The organism is Mesorhizobium sp. WSM4307 (genome assembly GCF_007003945.1).
Taxonomy (GTDB): domain Bacteria; phylum Pseudomonadota; class Alphaproteobacteria; order Rhizobiales; family Rhizobiaceae; genus Mesorhizobium.
In genome coordinates this window covers 268,063-286,681 of record NZ_VFTB01000007.1, presented here as the reverse complement: position 1 = coordinate 286,681, position 18,619 = coordinate 268,063, and the positions used below count along the sequence as shown (strand labels likewise).

Here is an 18,619-nt window from a genome sequence, read left to right as displayed (position 1 = left end):
CTCAACAAATCCGCGGTAATTGTTCGCCGACCAGCATGTCGACGATGCGCCGGCCGCCAAACAAGGTCTGCATGGTAACGCGCCCCGGCTCGCCGAGGCCGGCATGGCCGATGATTGCAGAGCCCTGGCCATGCCGATGCGCGCACAATGCGGCAAGTGCGGCCTCACTTTCTTGCGCCGGCACCGCAATGACGATCTTGCCTTCATTGGCGAGATAAAGCGGGTCGAGACCGAGTATCTCGCAAAAGCCGCGCACTTCATCGCGCAGCGGCGTCGCTGCCTCGTCGATCTCGATCGACACTGCGGAGGCGTCGGCGATCTCGTTGAGCACTGTGGCGATGCCGCCGCGCGTTGCATCACGGATGCAGCGCGTGCCGGGCGCGGCGGCGAGCAGCAACTCGATCAGTTCATGCAGAGCCGCACAATCGCTCTCGATCGAGGCTTCCAGTGCCATGTCGCCACGCGCGCACAGGATCGCCGCGCCATGATCACCCAGCAGGCCGTTGACCAGGATAGCGTCACCGGGCCTGACATGATCGATGCCGAGTTCAAGTCCGGGCCGAATAACCCCAATTCCCGTAGTCGTAATAAAGATCTTGTCGCATGCGCCGCGCTGAACGACCTTGGTGTCGCCCGTCACGATGGTGACCCCGGCTTCGCGTGCCGCTTGCGCCATCGATAGCGCGATACGGCGCAACACCTCGACCTTCATGCCTTCCTCGATGACGACGGCGCAGGACAGATAGAGCGGCTTGGCACCGCCGACCGCCAGGTCATTGACAGTGCCGTAGACGGCAAGCTTCCCGATATCGCCGCCGGGAAAGAACAGCGGGTCGACGACGAAGGAATCGGTGGTGAAGGCAAGCCGGTCGCCATGCGTTGCCAACATTGCGAGATCGAAGCGCGCCTGGTCTTCCAGCACCTCGGGAGCCGCGCCGGCGAACGCGCTGATGAAGACATCGTCGATCAGGTCCTTCATCGCCTTCCCGCCGCCGCCATGGGCAAGCGTGACGGTCGGGATGAAAACGCGTCCCAGCACACGTTTGGGTGGAGGTGGCCGCATGTTCATGACACGACCACCGGCTGGCTACCGGACCGGACCGCGGTATGCTTCTTGACGCCGCCATACTGGTAATAAGCAGCGCAAGCGCCCTCGGACGAGACCATGAGGGCGCCGAGCGGCACCTCTGGAGTACAGGCGGTGCCGAACACTTTGCACTGCCAAGGCTTGATGACGCCCTTCAGGACCTCGCCGCACTGGCAGGATTTGGGGTCGGCTATCTTGACGCCAGGGATGGCGAACTTGCGCTCGGCATCAAAGCGGGCATAGTCTTCGCGCACCTTGACGCCGGAATGGTCGATGGAGCCGAGCCCCCGCCATTCGAAGAATTCACGTAGTTCGTAGACCTTGCCGACTGCGGTGAGTGCGGCGTTGTTCCCCGCTTCGGGAACGATGCGGGCATACTGGTTTTCGATCTCGGCACGGCCATCCTTGATCTGCTTCAGCACCATCCAGATCGATTGCAGGACATCGAGGGGTTCGAAGCCGGCGACGACCATGGGCCGCTTGTAGAAGTCGGCGATGAATTCGTAAGGGGCTGTCCCGATGACCATCGAGACATGGCCTGGTCCCAGGAAGCCGTCGAGATGCAGATCCGGGCTGTCGAGAATCGCCTTGATCGTCGGCACGATGGTGATGTGATTGCAAAACACCGAGAAGTTTTCGATGCCGTCGGCTTCGGCCTGCAGCACCGTCAGAGCCGTGGACGGCATTGTGGTTTCGAAGCCGAGACCGAAGAAGACCACCTCTCGATCCGGGTTCTTCCGCGCCAGCGACAGCGCGTCCATCGGCGAATAGACCATGCGCACATCCGCGCCATCGGCCTTTGCCTGCTGCAGGCTCTTCTTTGAGCCTGGCACGCGCATGGCGTCACCAAAGGTGGTAAAGATCACTTCTGGCCGCTCGGCGATCGACACGCAATCGTCGACCCGGCCCATCGGCAGGACGCAGACCGGACAGCCCGGCCCGTGCACGAGTTCGATGGCGTCAGGCAGCATGCCTTCCAGCCCGTAGCGGAAGATCGAATGGGTGTGGCCGCCGCAGACCTCCATGATGTTGATCGGGCGCGTCCTTGCGATCTCGATGGTCGCGACTAGTTTGTCGATTTCCTTGATCAAGACTTTCGCCTTTTCCGCGTCGCGGAATTCGTCGGTGTATTTCATTGGGCGCTTCCTTTTGCGGCGGAGCCGCGTTCGTCGGCGAGCAGCGTGTGCACGAGGTCCCACAGGATGTGGTAAGCGGCGACATGGCATTCCTGGATGCGGTGGATCGAGGTCGACGGCACGACGAGCAGATGCTCGACGGTGCCTGACGATTTCATGCGGCCGCCGTCGCAGCCGGCGAGCCCGATCGTGTGAACGCCCATCTCCTTGGCCTTGGCGAAGGCCGCGACCAGGTTTTGCGAGTTGCCACTGGTCGAGATGCCGATCAGCGCATCGCCCTTGCGGCCGTGCGCCAGCAACTGGCGCACGAAGACATGGTCGAAGCCGAGATCGTTGCCGACTGCCGAAATCATCGCCAGATCGGCGACGAGATTGGTGGCGGCGAGCGCCGGCCGGCCGGCGGTCACGGGATGGACGAACTCGACTGCGACATGGGACGCATCGCAGCTCGAGCCGCCATTGCCCATGGAGAACAGCTGACCGTTTTTGCGGTAGACATCTGCCAGCGCATGCGCGGCGGCGACAAGGATGCCGGCCTGATCGCCGAAGAAGCGCTCGTTGGTTTCGCGCGTGTCGCGGGCCTTCTCGGCAACCGAATGCAGCAGCGCCGCATTCATCTTTTCGGGATCCTGGGCCTTGCCGTGCAGGAATGGATAGAGGCCTCTCAGTTCGCTTTCGCTGGACATTTTCACGTCCTCCTAATGGACCGCCGACAGCCGCATGGACTCCATCTCGGCTTGCGCTTCGCCGAGTTCGGTGAGGATTTTCAGTGTTTCGGCTGCTTCATGTTCATCGATGCGGCTCATGGCGAAGCCGACATGGATCAGCACCCAGTCGCCGACGCAGTCGTCGACCGAATGGTGTTCGTTGACGATGCAGGCGATGTTGATTTGTCGCCTGACGCCGCTGACATCGACGGTCGCCAACTTCTTTTCATGATCGTCGATCTTGAGGATCTTTCCAGGAATGCCAAGACACATTGTCAGCTCGCTTTCTGTCGGACCCTGCCGGCGTCGATGAGATGGGCTGCCGCGATCGCGGCCTGGCCGAACGCGACGCCGCCATCATTGCAAGGCACGCGCGAGTGCGTCAGGACGTTGAAATTCAGGTCTTCAAGCCGGCCGATGACCTGCTCGAACAGCACCTTGTTCTGGAAGCAGCCGCCCGACAGGGCCACCGTGTCGAAACGCGGCACGGCACCGTCTTCGTCGCGACGCGCCAGCTTCAACGCCATTGCGGCGATGGATTTCGCCAGACCCTTGTGGAAGCGCGCCGCGATGAGGGACGCCGGCGTTTTCAGGATCAGGTCGCCAAAGACCGCGTTCCACATGCCCAGCGGCTCAATGTATGGCAGGCCTGAACCTTTCAGGTTGGGGATCGGCAACGGATAGGCGAGAGCATCGCCCTCCTCGTCAAGCGAGCGGGCCGAGACCATCGCTTCCAGCCGCGCGGCCGCCTCGCCCTCGTAGGCCTGACGGTCGAAACAGATTCCGAGAGACGCAGCGACTGCGTCGAACAGGCGACCGCAAGATGATGCGTTGGGCGAATTGAGGGACGCCTTGATCATGGCCTCGACACTCGCCAGCGGCTTGTCGGTGAGCGCGGCAAACAGGTCCAGTTCGCCAAAATTCATGGCGAAGGCCGGCCACCCCATCTCGGACAAAACATGGGCATGGAGGTTGCGCCACGGCTCGCGTATGGCTTGCGCGCCCCCTGGCATGGCGACCGGCTTGAACGTGCCAAGCCGTTCGAAGCGGCGATAGTCCGCGAGCAGGAACTCGCCGCCCCAGATCGTACCATCCGATCCGTAGCCGAGCCCGTCGAGCACGATGGCCAGGACAGGATCGGCGTTCAACGACCGTCCGTTTTCAGCCAGGCAGGCGGCGGCATGCGCATGATGATGCTGAACCTCCACAAGCGGCAGGTTGTCAGACCTGGCGGTGGCGCGCGCCAGCTTCGCTGACAGATATTCAGGATGCAGGTCCGCGGCCAGGGCCGCCGGGCGATGATCGAAAAGATCGCGATAAAGGACGAGGTTCTTGCGATAGTCGTCGTAGGTGAGAGCGTCTTCGAGATCGCCCTGGTGCTGCGACAGCACAGCCCGGGCGTCCTTGATCAGACAGAAGGTCGCTTTCAATTCAGCGCCGTAAGCCAGGATATCTGGCGCCGGCTCGAAGCCTGGCGGAAGCTGGATCGAAGCCGGCGCATAGCCGCGCGCGCGGCGCAGCACGCGCAGTTTTGCGCCCATATGGCGCACAACGGAATCGTCGATGCGGTTGGCGATATCGCGATTGTGGGTCAAGGCGTATGGCGCGATCGAAGACAGTTTTGCTGCCGCCTCCGCGTCATCGATTAGCTGCGGTTCATCGGACAGGTTGCCGCTGGTCATGACCACCGGCCGGCCCATGCGCCTGAGCAAGAGCAGATGCAAAGGGGTTGAAGGCAGCATGAAGCCCAGGGTCTGCAGACCGGGCGCGATCTCGGCGGGCAGTTTTTCGGGTCCGGTGGCGGCAAGCAGGACAATTGGCGCCTCGCGGCTTGCAAGGGCTGCCGCTTCCGCGTCACTGACCGTTGCGTGGCGCCGAACAACATCGAGGTCACGCGCCATCAGCGCGAAGGGTTTTGCGTCGCGGCGCTTGCGTTGACGCAGCAAGGCCACCGCCTCCGGCCGGGTGGCATCGCAAGCAAGCTGATAGCCGCCAAGCGCCTTTATGGCGACGATCTCGCCCTTCTGGATCAGGCTCAATGCCGCGTCCACATCGTCGAGCATGGAATGCTGTTCGAAGGAGAAGGCGCGGCCATCGAAGCGGATCAGCCTGGCTGTCGGTCCGCAGACAAAGCAGGCCGTCGCCTCGGCATGAAAGCGGCGGTCGGCAGGATCGCGATATTCGGCGCCACAGGCCTGGCAGAGCGGAAACGGCGCCATGGTCGTGGTCGCGCGGTCGTAAGGAACGCCGCCAACGATGCTCAGTCTTGGCCCGCAATGGGTGCAGTTGGTGAAGGGATAGCGGAAACGCCGCAGGAACGGATCAAGCACTTCGGCCGCGCACACGCTACACATGGCGGCATCGGGCGATATTTCGGTGCGGGCACGAGCACCCGCCTCGCTGTCGACGATGACGAAGCCGGACGCCAATTCGCCCACACAAGGGCGGGTCTCGATCGCCGTGATGTCTGCCAGCGGCGGCGGCGACGCCCGCAACTCCTCGACAAGTGCGGCAATGATCGATGAGACGCCTCGCACGCGGATCAACACGCCCTGGCTGTCGTTGAGCACGTCGCCGTCGAGGCCCAGCCGGCTGGCGATCCGCCACACCGTCGGCCGGAAACCAACCCCTTGCACACGGCCGCGGACCCGTATCTCGACACTGCGCGTCGCGTCGGCCATCCGCAGCGGCGTGTTCATGACACCGCCTCCCACAGCAGGACACGATTGTTGCCGGTATCGGCGATCGCCAGCGTTTTCCCCGACGCAGCCAATGCGAACGGCCAGCAGACGCTGTCGCGGGTGGCAAAGCGCCAGCGATTGTCGCCCTTGTCGGCAAATCCGGACTGGGCGGCGAGACCGCAAGCAGCACCATCCATGCGCAGATCGTCGAGGGGGTAGCCGATCAACCGGGAATTGGCGGTGTCGGCGCACACGAGGGTGCCGTCGTGGATCGCCATGCCATAGGGCATGTTGAGTGCACGATTGTTTGGGTGATAGGAGGCCCTGTTGTGGTCATTGCCGTCGAAGCCGGATTGACCCAGCACGAAGCTGCAGGGCGCGCCATCGGCATTGGGCATGGAATTCCAGACCATGATGCGGTTGTTGCCGGCGTCCGCCACCAGAATCTTGTTGTTTTCGACAGCCACGCTGTGCGGCCAGCGCATGCCGACAGCGCCGCCGACCCCGGAGGCATTGTCATCGCGGGTGGTTGCGTCAACTTGGCCCAGCACCAGATCGGCAGGCTGGCCGTTACGCCGGGGCATGGAGTTCCAGACCAGCACCCGACGGTTTCCGGTGTCGGCAACAAACACCCTGCCATCGGCGATTGTGACCCCATAGCACCAGTTCAGCGTATCGGCCGCGGCGGTTGCCGCGCCACGGTTGGCGCCGCCGCTGGAAAAATCCGCCTGCCCGAGCACCAGGTCCGCCGGCTGGTTCGAATGCTCGGGCAGTGTGCGCCAGATCAGCACACGGTGGTTCCAGGCGTCGGCAATGGCGAGCACCTTGCCATCGGTCGACAGTCCCGTCGGCATGTTCAACGTGGCGGGGCCAACCGGCCCATGCGCGTTGCGACCTTCGGAGTAAAAATCAGGCTGGCCGATCAGCAGGTCAGCGTCGGCATTGTCTGCTTTCGGCACCTTGTTCCAGATCATCAGCCGATGATGGCCGGTATCGGCAACGAAGAACGGGCCACCGTGCGGCGCGAAGCAGACGCCACGTGGCCCAAACAGCGAATTCGGTTGAGGCCTGATGGGATCTGGAACTCCGTTGGCAGCGATCTGGTCACCGAGAACGGTTCGCGCGCCGCGCGGATCGAGCAGCTGTTGTGTGACGCTGCCGGGGAGAGGACGGCGGTAATCGGGCGCCAGGGAGATGCGCATCATGACGACAGCCTCACCTCGACACGATTGCCGATGACGCGCACGGCATGCGACTGAAGCGCCACTTCGGGCGCGGTCAGGCACTCACCGCTCGAAAGATCATACCGGAAGCCATGATATGGACAGGTGATGATGCCGTCATCGATGCTACCGCCGTCGAGCTCCATGCCAAGGTGCGCACAGGCATTCTGGAAGCAGGAAACGACCCCCTCCTGACGCGACAGGATCACATTTTGCCCACCGACCACGACGGCACTGATGCCGCCCTGCGGGATCTCATCGAGGCGGCACACCAAATGCCAGCCACCGACGGCGCCGAGCGCGAACGGACTGACGAAGCGGACACTGTCATTGTCGGCAGCGTTGCTCATGCCCTTGATCTGAACGATATCGGTGATCTCGGGACAGGCTTCCTCGACTGCTTTTTTTACGCCTGCGTGGAAAGTGAGAGCCGAGGCCGGACAGCCGTCGCAGGCACCGACGAACCGCACTTCGATCGCCGGCGGCCTGACGTTGACCAACTCGACATTGCCCCCATGCGAGGCAAGCATCGGGCGCACCGCGTCCAGCGCTGCCTCTACCCGCTCGCTGAGGCTGGGCTTGAGGATATTGTGACGGCGCAGCACCGCATAGACGACCTCGTCGGTAACCGCCTGCTTCATCGCCGTGAGCGCGGCCGGTTCATCTTTCAACACCCGCACCAGACGTCGCAACGCCTCCCCATGCAGGTCCTCTATGGCGCGACGGTAGGCCTCGACCGCGTTGCGCTGCGTCTCGTCCCAGCTCGAAAAGATCGCCTCGACGCGCTCGATGTCGCCGGCAAGACCGGCGAGATCCTCGCGTTTGGTCGAGATCTGATCGATCGCGTTCATATCAACGGTACTTGAGGTTCTTGAACAGGTAGGGCTGCAATCCACCGCCGATCAGGCAGGCGAGTGCTGCTGCGGCCGCCAAGGGAAGGCCGGCCTTGGCAAGGACAATAAGCAACAAGGCGGTGATGGTCGCGCCTATCGCGGTCTGGCGATAGACTTTGCCGGGTTCGGAGAAGAGCCTTCCCCGAAAGAAGAGCGTGATCGAGCTTTTTGCCATTTCCAACATGATTGCCCCTCAGCCGATCAGCGCCAGAATTATCAGTCCGGCGATTAATCCCGGCACGCCAGCGACCGGTCCATAAAAACCGCCCATCATGGCGGCGAGTTCGTTGCCCAATGACTTGCCGCCAATCACGATACCGCCGATCGCTCCGCCGATGCCGGAGCAGACAAGTCCGATGATGAGCGCAAGCACCGCGCCAGCTGCCGTCAGTTCAACTCCTGCCACGTCAAAGCTCCTTGAGTTCGGTTCAGTTGAGATGGCGGGGTTCCCCGCCACCTTGTTCGTCACTATCGCCAGGCGAGGCCGAGAGCAGCTCACGCTCGATCTGCTCCAGGGCCTCGGCGACGGTGCGGGCCTTCTCGGCCTGCCCGCCAGCGCTAAAAATTTCACGGCTCTCGCGATAATACTCTCGAGCGGCCAGCACATTGGCGCGGTTGCCATTCTCGGGCCGTTCCGGATCGTCGGGCAGGTTCCAGAGACAATTCGCCTTGTTGGCGACCGTGTTGGCATATTCGAGCGGCATCGTGGCTCGCACACGAACCTTCAGAGCCTCGTCATAGGCGTCGAGAGCGCGCAGGTTGTTCTCGAGCGTATGGCTTGAGGACGCATATTGCAGGGCATTGCCGAGATTGTTCTGCAACATGGCGTATTCAGCGGGATGATCGATCAGATTGACGATCTTCAACCCTTCTTCGAACGCCTGCACGGCCAGCGCCTCGCGCATCTTGGATCTGGCATCGGTGAACGGAATGGAGAGAAACGCCGTCGCCAGATTGTTCTGCAGGATGGCGAATTCCTTTGGGAAGCTTGCCTTGTCGAACGTACGCAGCGCCCGCTGATAGGCCGAAATCGCGTCGGTGATGCGGGCCTTGTGCTGGCCGGCCAGATTCTGGATCGCGAGACCGAGGTTCATTTCTGCCTCTGCCAGTTCTTCTGGCCGGCCGAAATCGACCAGGGATGGCATGGCCGCCTCGAAGGCCGCACGCGCTTGTTGCAACGCGGCAGTTCCTTCGTCGGGGAGGATCAAAAGAGCCGTGCCCTTGCGGGCAAAGATACGAGCCGCGAGCAGGGGTTCGTCCTGCGGGCAGACCCTGAGCGCGCGATCGTAGAGGTCGACGGCCGCCAGGATTTGCTCAGCGCTCTTGGGGCGCTGCTGGAGGCCCATGGCGATCTCCATGAGCATCTCGGCACGCTCGGCGGGGCTCGCCGATTCGTCTTCTGCCGCAGCAATTGCTGCGCGCACCTCATCTTCGGCGCGAGTGCTCTGCAACTGGGCTTCCTCCACAGCTGCTTTTGGCGCAGCTTATTATCTTGGCAAAAAGCTAGCCTAGTTTTCCAAAGCTGTCTACTTAAATTACCAACTGATAACTTAGTTTACACAAAACATGTCTTTGGCAACGAGCGCAGCCTGCTCCGGCTCCCAGTGCGCGAAAAATTCGCACACCGATTCATCATCCATCCCCTGCTCTCGGAAGAAATCCGGCGCAAAGACCACGCGGTCCCCGGCTCCGTTGCGACGCTTCAGCAGATAGCCGCCAGATGCGGCATGCCGAACAGGCAGGATCACCAGGTCGTCGTTGCGCCGCAGCAGAATGACGCTCTCCAGGCCCGCGAAGTATCGGTCGCATGTTGCCGCCGATAGGTAGAGCCCGCCGCGCCGGACCTGCACACTGGCGGGGGGCACGATCATGCGGGCACCTTCGCCAACCTTTCACGGATGAGAACCTCGACGCGCCGTGAAACCTGCTCAGCCGACGCAGCGACATCGTCTGACAATCCTATGCCAAGGCCAAGTTCAGCGGCCTCGATCAGAAAGACCGTCACGTCCTTGGGAAACTCTTCGCGAAAAATTTGCCGTCCGGCATAAAGGGCCGCATCCCAGCGGAAATCATGAAGGTTGAGACCAGGGACATAGGGGCGCTCGAGCACAGTGCCGGGCACCTCGTGAATGGCGCCTGGGGTCACCCCGGTTTTGGACGCATCGACCACGATCAAGGATGTGCATCCGCGCGCGGCAAACATGACCGACATGCCGTCCGTCCCGGCGTCAAGCAATTTGACATCGGGTCCTTCGAGATCGCGTTGCCGCAATGCGCGAATGACCTCGACACCCACGCCATCGTCCTGCCGGTTCAGATTTCCGCAGCCGATGACGATGATCATAGCCGGGCACTCATATGCGCCAGAGCCGGCAAGACCACTGCGGTTCAACGGGAACGGCAAGTTCGGGAAGTTCGCAGAAGCGCCGGTGGACCAGATAGTACATGCAAGTCTCGCAGGCTTGCTCGATACCGTCGTGCTCCACCGGCTGGAGGGTGAAGCCCGCGGTCACCAGTCTGGCCGCCAAATCCCCACCAGCCATCCGCAACCGCCCAAGGATCTCGACCGTGCTGTCCTGGCTGTCGGCGCGTGGAAATACTTCCGTTTTCAAGCCGCCGGCAAGCAAAGAGCGGATTTGGGCCGCCACACTCTCGTCATTGATTGCGTTCGCCACCGGCTCCTCCATCCGCGCGGCCCCGCTGTCGCTGCAGGGCCTAGATGCGCCAAAGCCTACACCACCAATCGGCATCGACCGGCACTGCCAGTTCGGGCAGGTCGCACCATTCTCGGTGGACGAGATAATACATGCATTCCATGCAGCGTTGCTTGTCGGGGCCATAGGGCTGATCCACGAAGCCGCTGATTACCATCTTGCCCTCGATGTCGTCGGCCTTCAGCTGACGCAGTTCGGTCAATATTGCGGCAAACTCCCTTTCCGTTTCGGGAAAAGGTTCGGTCTGCGTCTTTAGCCCGCTTTGCATCAATTGGGCCATTTTGCGCAGCAAAGCATGCTGCTGCTCGCTATTCATTGCCTGCGCTCCCGGGTTCGTGTGCAGCGGATCCGATCGCCCGGCACGCGGCCGGACGATCGAGGCTGAGGGCGCTCGACGCGTTGCGTCGGATCAAGCCGTACGGAAGCGTGCGAGTTCTGTCCCGGTGCTGGCATCATGGGCATGCACGGTACAGACAAGACAAGAATCATACGAGCGGCAGACATGGCCGACCTCGACGGGATCACTTGGATCCGCGATCGGCGTGCCGATCAGCGCCTGCTCGATCGGGCCAAGCTCGCCACCGTCCGATCTGGGCCCGACATTCCAAGTGGTCGGCGCGATGATCTGGTAGTTCTTGATCTTGCCGTTTTGCACCTCGATCCAATGACAAAGCGCACCGCGGATGGCTTCGGTGGCTCCCCAGCCGCGACCGTCCTTCTCTGTCGGCTTGACGTACCACGGGTCATTGAGGCGAAACTCGCGCAGCGCATGCTCGGCCTGGCGGTAGAGCTTGACGCCCTCATGCATGCGGGCGAAGTGACGCAGCATGACACTGGCCCCGCCAAGCTTCTTGTACATGTCAAGAACAAGCGGGTCGTGATGCTGCCAGCTTTCTCCATGGCTACCACCTGCGATCAGCTGGCGGGCCAGAGGTCCAGCTTCGAGCCGGCCGTTGTTGTCATGGCGCACGGCGGTCGACCATGAGTACTGATTTTCGTATTCGACGGGATTCTTGCCGACGGCCTTTGTCGTGCGCTCGAACGGATGCTTTCCGCTGGGCTCATCGTACCAGGCATGCAAGACGTCCTCTCTTGTGTGAACCTGGTCCATCAGCTTGTGGGTATCGGCCGCGCCGTCGTAGACGCCGCTTTTCATCAGCAGTGAGGCGTTGCGGTTTTCGATCGTTGGCCGATTGTACTTGTCCTCATGCGGCAAGTAGCCCCACGAAACGTACTTTCCATGACCTTTGCCATATTTGTCGACGCCGACGTCCAGGCTCATGCGCCAGAACATGCCCAGATCCGAATTCGCGTGCTCCGGGCGCTCGTCAAGCCAGGCCATGAAATCGTCATAGGAGCGAATTTGCTCGTAACGCTCGAAGGAGCAGCCTAGCCAAACCGGCTCCATCCAGTTGCGGCGGAAATGCTCGAGGATGGACCAGGCCCGGGTTACGTCAGTAAGCGTGGGCGCACACATCACGCCGCCAGGCACCATGTAGCTTGAATGCGGCCACTGCCCCCCCAGCAAGGCATAGATTTCGACGGGTCGTCCAGAGATCGTCACGCCAAGTTCATAGTTGGTGCCGGTGTATGGCGACCAGCGCTTGACCGCCTCCTCGTAGTATTTCGAATGCGAATAGTTCTTGTGGGTGTAGTCGATCATGAACAGGCCGTAGTGGTGTCTTGGCAAGCTCTGCAGGCTTTCGACGATCTGCCCGAGATTGCGCGCAAGGATGGCGTTGCGGGGGACCTCGGCTTTCCAGGCCGTATCGAGCGCCCAGGCCGCGCAGGTCAGGTGCGAAGCGCCACAGATGCCGCAAGCGCGCGGCGTGACGACCAGACCCGCCTGCGGATCCTTGTCGCGCAAGATAATCTCGAACCCGCGGAACAGTTCGGCCTGCGTCCAGGCATTGACGACGACGCCATTTTGGATGTCGACGCGCACGTCGAGATCACCCTCGACGCGGCCAACAGGAGAAATATCGAGTGTTTGAACTGCGGCTGACATGGTTTTCGGGACCTCCCTGGAAAAATAATACTGGCAATCGGTGACTTCAGACGACGAAGATGTCTTCTTCAGCCCAGCGTGGCGAAGCAGCCTTGGCCGCGGCCGTCAGCTTGATGTAACCGGTCTTGTCGACCCCGCTCGGCATGTCCTTTGGGACACCCATGACGGTCTGCGTCTTGAATACGGTTCCCGGAGCCAGATCGAAGAAAGGGAATTCGGGCTCGGTGCAGCCCATGCACGGCATCCCCGCTCGCGTCTTTGACGATTGCCGGTTCCACAGAATTCGATTGCACGGCGAATGCGTCATCGGCCCGCGGCAGCCCAGGTCGTAGAACAGGCAGCCTTTGCGCTGACCAAATTCGGTCGCCGAAACCTTGTAGGCGAAGTGCATGTTGCGGGTGCAGCCCGTCTGCGTGAAGGAGGTAAAAAAGGTCTTCGGACGCTGGAACTCATCCAGCGTGAGATCCCCTCCTCGGCCGGTCGCCACAGCGACCACGATTTGCGTGATCCAGTCTGGGTGAGCCGGACACCCTGGAATGTTGATCACCGGCAGGCCGGCCTTGGATTTGAAATCCTTGCCAAGGAAGCCGCCATGGCCGCGCTTTAGGAATTGCAGGCCTTCGCTTTCGGACGGGTTTGGCGCGGTCGCGGGGATGCCGCCCCACGTCGCACAGTCGCCAACCGCGACGACAAAGTTGGCGACCTTGCACAGGTCCCTTACCCAGTCGCGCATGGGACGCCCCGCGAAGCGGTTCCATTCGCCTGTCCCGTTGGGGGCGTTCACCACGGTGCCTTCGAACACGAAGATGTCGAGCGCCAGTGTGCCCGCGGTGAGCGCCTTCAGCATCTTTTGCAGGTTCTCGCCAAGCTCGAGCCCGAGCGAGGGATGCCACAGCACATTGATGCCAAAGTCGGTAACCAGATCGCACGCACTCGGTTCCTCGGCATTGAGAAACGACATCGTGTTGCCGGAGCATGCTCCGCCTTGGAGCCACAAAAGATTGGCCATTCTCTCCTCCACAGCCTGTAACGAAGCATTGCCGTATGCAGCGCCTCCGATTATTGTGAAGCAAACGCCGTGCCAGCCGGCTGAGATATCAGGAAATCGTTTGTTTCCAATAGGTTGACCTGCGCTACGCTGACCGGGGCGCCTATCGGTCCGCGTACCAGGTGTGCAAACTAACTTTGCTGTTGGAAACTAGGTTGTGAACGAAACCAACACCGTCACGACCTCTTCTAACCGTGACGATTGCCGCAGGCGGGACACGTGACTTCGAGCAGATAGCCATACCAGATCCCTTGGCAGCGACTGCACCAGTGGCCCGTCGCCTGCCGTTCAGGCGCGCCGATCGTCTTGGCCATTGCCCCCAGCCCAAGATATTTGATCGGCTTGTGACGGCTTGAGGGCAGAACCCGGGACTGTGGAAAAGGAATTATCTCTGGTTGCGGTGGTGATGAGGGTTCATCGGCTTCGCTCATAGCGCTCTCCTAAACGTCCGCGCTCAAAGCTTAGCATATGGCGGACATGACCGATTTGTCACCCCGGTTCGCCAAGCCTGCGTCACACCATCCAGCATCACCGATGCCCAAGCCAAGAGCCTGTCGCTACAGCTTTGCTGTCATTGGTGTTGCTGGACGTGTTCGTTCAAGCTGTAGCGTTTGATCTTGTTCGCCAGGCCAACCCGCGACAGCCCAAGTTCATTTGCCGTGCGGCTTTGGTTCCAATGATTGCGAACAAGCGCTCTGCTGACGATCTGCTTTTCGAGGCTTTCCACCTGATCCTTCAACGTCACTCCCTCCGGGAGAAAGGCAACCGCTTCCGAATTGCGTCGCGGCGGCGCAGCCAACAGCGTCGCTGACATGTTGCGGGTCGTCAGATACTCACCATCCTTGGCGAGAGCCACCATGCGGCGGATTTCATTTTCCAGTTCCCGGACATTGCCCGGAAATTCGCCGCCCGAAAGCTTTTCGATGGTGTTGGCCGTGATTCCCAGGATCTTGCGGCCAATGGCATCGGCATGTTTTGCCGCAAAAAACTCCGCCAGGGGTCCGATGTCTTCGGGACGTTCTCTCAGCGCAGGGACTTCGAACTCGAAGCCTTTCAGCCGGAAATAGAGATCCTGCCGGAACTCGCCACGCCCGACCAGAGTTTTCAGGCGGCGGTTGGACGCCACGATGATGCGGACGTCACAGTGTGTGACCTTGTCCGAGCCAAGTGGCTTGACCTCGCCCTCCTGGAGAAATCGCAACAGGCTGACCTGAAAGGACGGCGATACTTCGGAAATCTCATCCAGAAAAACCGTCCCGCCGTCGGCCGCGCGAAACAGACCCAGCCGATCCGAAATAGCTCCGGTAAAGGATCCACGCTTGTGTCCAAACAATTCCGATTGCAGCAATTCGTTGGGCACGCCTCCACAGTTCTGGACGAGCAGAGGACTTGCCCGGCGCGTTGAGTTGTAGTGGATGGCCCTGGCAAGCAGTTCCTTGCCCGTGCCCGTCTCGCCTTCGATGAGAATAGGCAATTCGGTCTTGGCCGCTTGCCTCGCCAGCTCGCATAATTCAGCCATTTTCTCGCTGACATAGACGAGCTTTTCGAAACGCTGGCTTTCGGTTCTGAAGACGGCATTCTTCCGCTCACCGAAGATCAGCCCATCGCCCGAGATTTTGAACTCTCGAGACAGGATGCGATGGCGACGGGCAAGTTCGCGGGTTTCCAGCGCCCTTTCGACAACCAGGCCCAGTTGCGAAGCATCAACCGGCTTCAGCAAGAACTGGTAGATTGCCGCCTGGGACAATGCCAGCTCCGAGATACAGTCCGACTTCGAGGTCACGTATATGCGGGTGATGTCGGGATGAGACACCCGCAGGCCGGTGAGGAAGGTGAGGCCGGCATCTTCACCCTCATGATCCTCCGCAATGGCCAGATCAACGTGGAGGGTGGCCATTGTGGTCAACGCTTCAGAAAAGGAGTGCGCCAGGATGACCCGGTACGCGTAGCGCTCGGCCAGGACGTTGAGCGGCCATGTCCAATCACTGCCCTGCCGCGATACGATGACGACGGTGCCCGGTTCATCCATATAAGTAGGTTTCCATTTTGCGCACCTTGTTAGCAAAACGGCGCGACGGCTTCAATTGCCCTGAACGGCTGCTGAGCCACGGACAGGTAAGGCGCTGACGCATGTTTCAGCGGACCTCGGGATAGAGCTTACCCGAGATCGGCAGAAAAGCGGCTCCCTTGCGGGCCAGGAAGGCGCAGAACGCACCGATGGCTGGCGTCACGACGCGGTCGCTGCGCACGACCGAAAACCATTGGCGGCGAATTGGCATACCGACGACATCGAGCACCGACAGCCGTCCGGCCTGAACCTCGAAGGCGATGGTGTGTGCGGAGATGAAGGCCACGCCCAGTCCAGCCATGACGGCCTGCTTGATCGTTTCGTTGGAATCCATCTCCGTTCCCGGTTGCTCCAATCGCCCGGGGATGTCGCCAAGAAAGCGTTCGAACGACATGCGAGTGCCTGAACCCGGTTCGCGCACGATGAAATGCTCCTGGGCGATCCTGGCTTTGGTTATGTCGCGCGCATGTGCCAACGGATGATCGGGGGCGGCCGCGATGATCAAGGGGTGGTCCCCAAACACTCTGGCCTCAACCGGCAGATCCGGGGGCGGTCGCCCCATCAGCGCAATGTCAAGGACATGGCCCTTCAGTTTTGCAATGGTTTCGGCCCGGTTGCCGATCACCAGCTTCAGTTCGATATCGGGAAACTCCTTCTTGAAACCAGCAATGATCTGCGGAGCGAAATACTTTGCCGTGGAGACCGCGCCGACGATCAAATGCCCCTTCCTGAGACCCTTGACGGCATCAATCTCCTCCTGGAGCAGCCTCAATCTCTCATCAATGGCGTGTGCTGCTTCGATGAAGGCAAAACCTGCGTCAGTCGGACGCATGCCATGCGGAGCACGTTCGAAAAGCTGAATTCCCGCTTCTGCTTCAACCTGTTGGAGCTGTAACGTCACCGCCGGCCCGGTTAGTCCCAAGGCCTTGGCAGCGTTGATGATTTTGCCCTCGGTGTGAATGGCCGAGATGATTCGAAGATGCCGGAGCGTTATGTTGCGCATCTATTAAAGTAAGCAGAACTTATCGCTGGCGTAAATAGATTAAAGTTTACTAATCCATGGCGGGCTGTTCCAACCGTCTTCAGATCTGCGGCCTATCGCGAGATCGGGAGGGGAAAATGAGCAATCCGACACTTGAGGCCTTTTTGGCGTCGCACGAACGGCAAGGGCATGATGGCGACGTCCTGGCAACGGTGGCGGCGCTGGCTGGTGCGGCTCTGGCGATCAACAACGGCATCCGCTCTGGCACGCTGGGGTCCGCCTTTGGCGGGACCAACGGAACGGTCAACGCGGACGGTGATACCCAAAAGGACCTGGACCTTTATGCCGATGACATCTTTCTGGGAGCCATGCGCCGTGCTCCGGTGCGGTGTGTCGCCTCTGAAGAGCGCGTCGCACCGGTCGCACTCGACCCCGAGAGCCGCATCGCGCTGGCCATCGACCCCCTGGACGGCTCGTCCAACATCGACGTCAACGTGTCGATTGGCACAATATTCTCGCTTCTCCCAGCGACTGGCGCGCCCGGCACCGACCCGGCCGCCTTTTTTCTCCAGCCAGGCAGCAGCCAGCTCGCAGCAGGCTTTTTCGTCTACGGACCGCAGCTGGTTCTCGTTTTGACGCTTGGCCTCGGCACGCACGCGTTCGTCTTCTCGCCTGAACTTAACACCTTCGTGCAGACCCATGAGAGCGTGGCGGTGGCCGAACGCACCCAGGAATTCGCCATCAACGCGTCCAACTATCGCCATTGGGAAGAAGCCGTGCGGCTCTATGTGGATGATTGCCTGAAAGGCGAGGACGGTCCGCGCGGCAAGAACTTCAACATGCGCTGGATCGCCTCGCTTGTTGCCGATGTCTATCGCATCCTGATGCGCGGTGGCGTCTTTCTCTATCCCGGCGATAACCGTGCCGGCTACGCAAGCGGACGGCTGCGGCTCGTCTACGAGGCCAATCCCATCGCGATGCTGGTGGAGCAGGCCGGCGGACGCGCGACGAATGCGCTTTGCAGCATCCTCGACATCGTTCCGACCGGCCTGCACCAACGCGTCCCGTTTGTCTTCGGCTCCGCCAGGGAGGTCGAGCGCGTCGCCCGCTACCATACCGAGCCAAGCGCGATAGCCGAGCGTTCACCGCTGTTTGGCAACCGCGGCCTGTTTCGGGCCTGATCAGGGAGGCACAAGATGTCGGCCAAGCACCCCATCATCTCGATCACCGGTTCCTCGGGTGCTGGCACCACCTCGGTCAAGCGCATCTTTGAGCAGATCTTCCGGCGCGAAAACGTCGATGCGGCGTTCATCGAGGGCGATGCATTCCACCGCTACGATCGCGCGGCGATGAAGGTGAAGGTTGCCGAGGACGAGAAGGGTGGCAACCCCTACTTCACCCATTTCAACGCGGAGGCCAACGAACTCGACAAGCTTCAGGAGGTCTTCGAGGAATATGGGCTGAGGGGCGCCGGCCGCACGCGAACCTATGTTCACGATGAGGCGGAGGCTAACCTCTATGGCTGCGATCTCGGCACCTTCACGCCGTGGCGCGAGTTCGCCCCGAGCGACCTGCTCTTCTATGAGGGCCTGCATGGTTGTGCCGTAACCGACAGGGTCGATCTGGCCAAACACGCCGACCTCAAGATTGGCGTGGTGCCGGTCATCAACCTTGAATGGATCCAGAAGATCCACCGCGACCGCTCCACGCGTGGCTACTCGACGGAAGCCGTGGTGGACGTGATCCTTCGGCGCATGCCCGATTATGTGCGCCACATCGTGCCGCAGTTCTCGAAAACCGACATCAATTTCCAGCGCGTGCCGATCGTCGACACATCCAATCCATTCGTCGCTCGCTGGATCCCGACGCCTGACGAATCGATGCTGATCATCCGCTTCGCCAACCCGCGCGGCATCGATTTCCCCTACCTGCTTTCGATGATCCACAACTCGTTCATGTCGCGCGCCAACTCGATCGTCGTGCCGGGCAACAAGCTCGACCTGGCCATGCAGCTGATCCTCACACCGCTGATCCTGCAACTGATCGAGCGCAAGCGCCGCGCCAACTGAGGA

Annotated in this window: 21 protein-coding genes; 2 read left to right on the top strand and 19 right to left on the bottom strand. The window is 61.1% G+C overall.

Annotated features, from left to right (window positions below; all coding sequences use genetic code 11):
• Position 1: 1 nt before the first annotated feature.
• From hypE to FJV83_RS18810, 19 genes are all read right to left on the bottom strand, one after another.
• Positions 2 to 1,069 carry a hydrogenase expression/formation protein HypE gene (gene hypE / locus FJV83_RS18900; protein ID WP_095774170.1) on the bottom strand — a complete coding sequence of 356 codons (1,068 nt, stop codon included), beginning with the start codon at positions 1,067 to 1,069 and terminating at the stop codon, positions 2 to 4.
• Positions 1,066 to 2,223, bottom strand: a complete 1,158-nt coding sequence (gene hypD / locus FJV83_RS18895) for a hydrogenase formation protein HypD (RefSeq protein ID WP_095774169.1) — start codon at positions 2,221 to 2,223, stop codon at positions 1,066 to 1,068. Before hypD ends, hypE begins: the two co-directional genes overlap by 4 nt.
• Complete coding sequence (locus FJV83_RS18890) at positions 2,220 to 2,909, bottom strand: SIS domain-containing protein (RefSeq protein ID WP_095774168.1); 690 nt, start codon at positions 2,907 to 2,909, stop codon at positions 2,220 to 2,222. The genes hypD and FJV83_RS18890 overlap by 4 nt, the downstream gene beginning before the upstream one ends.
• A 12-nt stretch (positions 2,910 to 2,921) precedes the next feature.
• Complete coding sequence (locus tag FJV83_RS18885; RefSeq protein WP_095774167.1) at positions 2,922 to 3,203, bottom strand: HypC/HybG/HupF family hydrogenase formation chaperone; 282 nt, start codon at positions 3,201 to 3,203, stop codon at positions 2,922 to 2,924.
• Between the two features lie 2 nt (positions 3,204 to 3,205).
• Positions 3,206 to 5,629 (bottom strand): carbamoyltransferase HypF, encoded by a 2,424-nt coding sequence (gene hypF, locus FJV83_RS18880; protein ID WP_095774166.1) that lies wholly within the window; start codon positions 5,627 to 5,629, stop codon positions 3,206 to 3,208.
• Complete coding sequence (locus FJV83_RS18875; RefSeq protein WP_095774165.1) at positions 5,626 to 6,816, bottom strand: NHL repeat-containing protein; 1,191 nt, start codon at positions 6,814 to 6,816, stop codon at positions 5,626 to 5,628. The genes hypF and FJV83_RS18875 overlap by 4 nt, the downstream gene beginning before the upstream one ends.
• On the bottom strand, positions 6,813 to 7,685 hold the full coding sequence (locus tag FJV83_RS18870; RefSeq protein WP_142886617.1) for a NifU family protein: 873 nt from the start codon (positions 7,683 to 7,685) through the stop codon (positions 6,813 to 6,815). Before FJV83_RS18870 ends, FJV83_RS18875 begins: the two co-directional genes overlap by 4 nt.
• Position 7,686: 1 nt before the next feature.
• Positions 7,687 to 7,911 carry a hypothetical protein gene (locus tag FJV83_RS18865; RefSeq protein WP_095774163.1) on the bottom strand — a complete coding sequence of 75 codons (225 nt, stop codon included), beginning with the start codon at positions 7,909 to 7,911 and terminating at the stop codon, positions 7,687 to 7,689.
• A 9-nt stretch (positions 7,912 to 7,920) separates the two neighbouring features.
• Complete coding sequence (locus FJV83_RS18860) at positions 7,921 to 8,133, bottom strand: hypothetical protein (protein WP_095774162.1); 213 nt, start codon at positions 8,131 to 8,133, stop codon at positions 7,921 to 7,923.
• 22 nt (positions 8,134 to 8,155) lie between these two features.
• Positions 8,156 to 9,193 carry a hypothetical protein gene (locus FJV83_RS18855; RefSeq protein WP_245318188.1) on the bottom strand — a complete coding sequence of 346 codons (1,038 nt, stop codon included), beginning with the start codon at positions 9,191 to 9,193 and terminating at the stop codon, positions 8,156 to 8,158.
• 84 nt (positions 9,194 to 9,277) lie between these two features.
• On the bottom strand, positions 9,278 to 9,598 hold the full coding sequence (locus tag FJV83_RS18850; protein WP_095774161.1) for a hypothetical protein: 321 nt from the start codon (positions 9,596 to 9,598) through the stop codon (positions 9,278 to 9,280).
• Positions 9,595 to 10,071, bottom strand: coding sequence for a hydrogenase maturation protease (locus tag FJV83_RS18845; protein ID WP_095774160.1), 477 nt, complete (start codon positions 10,069 to 10,071; stop codon positions 9,595 to 9,597). Before FJV83_RS18845 ends, FJV83_RS18850 begins: the two co-directional genes overlap by 4 nt.
• Before the next feature lie 10 nt (positions 10,072 to 10,081).
• Positions 10,082 to 10,402 carry a hypothetical protein gene (locus FJV83_RS18840; RefSeq protein ID WP_245318187.1) on the bottom strand — a complete coding sequence of 107 codons (321 nt, stop codon included), beginning with the start codon at positions 10,400 to 10,402 and terminating at the stop codon, positions 10,082 to 10,084.
• Positions 10,403 to 10,442: 40 nt separating this feature from the next.
• Complete coding sequence (locus FJV83_RS18835; RefSeq protein WP_095774158.1) at positions 10,443 to 10,757, bottom strand: hypothetical protein; 315 nt, start codon at positions 10,755 to 10,757, stop codon at positions 10,443 to 10,445.
• A gap of 93 nt (positions 10,758 to 10,850) precedes the next feature.
• A complete protein-coding gene (locus FJV83_RS18830) occupies positions 10,851 to 12,449 on the bottom strand; it encodes a nickel-dependent hydrogenase large subunit (protein WP_095774157.1) in 1,599 nt (532 codons plus the stop codon).
• Between the two features lie 46 nt (positions 12,450 to 12,495).
• Positions 12,496 to 13,458, bottom strand: a complete 963-nt coding sequence (locus FJV83_RS18825) for a hydrogenase (RefSeq protein ID WP_013896581.1) — start codon at positions 13,456 to 13,458, stop codon at positions 12,496 to 12,498.
• A gap of 227 nt (positions 13,459 to 13,685) precedes the next feature.
• Positions 13,686 to 13,928, bottom strand: coding sequence for a hypothetical protein (locus tag FJV83_RS18820; RefSeq protein ID WP_095774156.1), 243 nt, complete (start codon positions 13,926 to 13,928; stop codon positions 13,686 to 13,688).
• A gap of 140 nt (positions 13,929 to 14,068) precedes the next feature.
• Entirely contained in the window at positions 14,069 to 15,526 is a 1,458-nt protein-coding gene (locus FJV83_RS18815) for a sigma-54 dependent transcriptional regulator (protein ID WP_095774155.1), read from the bottom strand.
• A 106-nt stretch (positions 15,527 to 15,632) separates the two neighbouring features.
• Positions 15,633 to 16,568, bottom strand: coding sequence for a LysR family transcriptional regulator (locus FJV83_RS18810; protein WP_095774154.1), 936 nt, complete (start codon positions 16,566 to 16,568; stop codon positions 15,633 to 15,635).
• A 116-nt stretch (positions 16,569 to 16,684) separates the two neighbouring features.
• Here FJV83_RS18810 and FJV83_RS18805 point away from each other — a divergent pair, with 116 nt between their 5' ends.
• A complete protein-coding gene (locus FJV83_RS18805; RefSeq protein ID WP_095774153.1) occupies positions 16,685 to 17,728 on the top strand; it encodes a class 1 fructose-bisphosphatase in 1,044 nt (347 codons plus the stop codon).
• Between the two features lie 15 nt (positions 17,729 to 17,743).
• Positions 17,744 to 18,616 carry a phosphoribulokinase gene (locus FJV83_RS18800; protein WP_095774152.1) on the top strand — a complete coding sequence of 291 codons (873 nt, stop codon included), beginning with the start codon at positions 17,744 to 17,746 and terminating at the stop codon, positions 18,614 to 18,616.
• Positions 18,617 to 18,619 lie beyond the last annotated feature (3 nt).

Excerpts from the sequence above, each read along its gene's own strand:
- hypE (WP_095774170.1), bottom strand. The coding sequence starts at position 1,069 with ATGAACATGCGGCCACCTCCACCCAAACGTGTGCTGGGACGCGTTTTC.
- hypD (WP_095774169.1), bottom strand. The coding sequence starts at position 2,223 with ATGAAATACACCGACGAATTCCGCGACGCGGAAAAGGCGAAAGTCTTG.
- FJV83_RS18890 (WP_095774168.1), bottom strand. The coding sequence starts at position 2,909 with ATGTCCAGCGAAAGCGAACTGAGAGGCCTCTATCCATTCCTGCACGGC.
- FJV83_RS18885 (WP_095774167.1), bottom strand. The coding sequence starts at position 3,203 with ATGTGTCTTGGCATTCCTGGAAAGATCCTCAAGATCGACGATCATGAA.
- hypF (WP_095774166.1), bottom strand. The coding sequence starts at position 5,629 with ATGAACACGCCGCTGCGGATGGCCGACGCGACGCGCAGTGTCGAGATA.
- FJV83_RS18875 (WP_095774165.1), bottom strand. The coding sequence starts at position 6,816 with ATGATGCGCATCTCCCTGGCGCCCGATTACCGCCGTCCTCTCCCCGGC.
- FJV83_RS18870 (WP_142886617.1), bottom strand. The coding sequence starts at position 7,685 with ATGAACGCGATCGATCAGATCTCGACCAAACGCGAGGATCTCGCCGGT.
- FJV83_RS18865 (WP_095774163.1), bottom strand. The coding sequence starts at position 7,911 with ATGTTGGAAATGGCAAAAAGCTCGATCACGCTCTTCTTTCGGGGAAGG.
- FJV83_RS18850 (WP_095774161.1), bottom strand. The coding sequence starts at position 9,598 with ATGATCGTGCCCCCCGCCAGTGTGCAGGTCCGGCGCGGCGGGCTCTAC.
- FJV83_RS18845 (WP_095774160.1), bottom strand. The coding sequence starts at position 10,071 with ATGATCATCGTCATCGGCTGCGGAAATCTGAACCGGCAGGACGATGGC.
- FJV83_RS18835 (WP_095774158.1), bottom strand. The coding sequence starts at position 10,757 with ATGAATAGCGAGCAGCAGCATGCTTTGCTGCGCAAAATGGCCCAATTG.
- FJV83_RS18830 (WP_095774157.1), bottom strand. The coding sequence starts at position 12,449 with ATGTCAGCCGCAGTTCAAACACTCGATATTTCTCCTGTTGGCCGCGTC.
- FJV83_RS18825 (WP_013896581.1), bottom strand. The coding sequence starts at position 13,458 with ATGGCCAATCTTTTGTGGCTCCAAGGCGGAGCATGCTCCGGCAACACG.
- FJV83_RS18820 (WP_095774156.1), bottom strand. The coding sequence starts at position 13,928 with ATGAGCGAAGCCGATGAACCCTCATCACCACCGCAACCAGAGATAATT.
- FJV83_RS18815 (WP_095774155.1), bottom strand. The coding sequence starts at position 15,526 with ATGGATGAACCGGGCACCGTCGTCATCGTATCGCGGCAGGGCAGTGAT.
- FJV83_RS18810 (WP_095774154.1), bottom strand. The coding sequence starts at position 16,568 with ATGCGCAACATAACGCTCCGGCATCTTCGAATCATCTCGGCCATTCAC.
- FJV83_RS18805 (WP_095774153.1), top strand. The coding sequence starts at position 16,685 with ATGAGCAATCCGACACTTGAGGCCTTTTTGGCGTCGCACGAACGGCAA.
- FJV83_RS18800 (WP_095774152.1), top strand. The coding sequence starts at position 17,744 with ATGTCGGCCAAGCACCCCATCATCTCGATCACCGGTTCCTCGGGTGCT.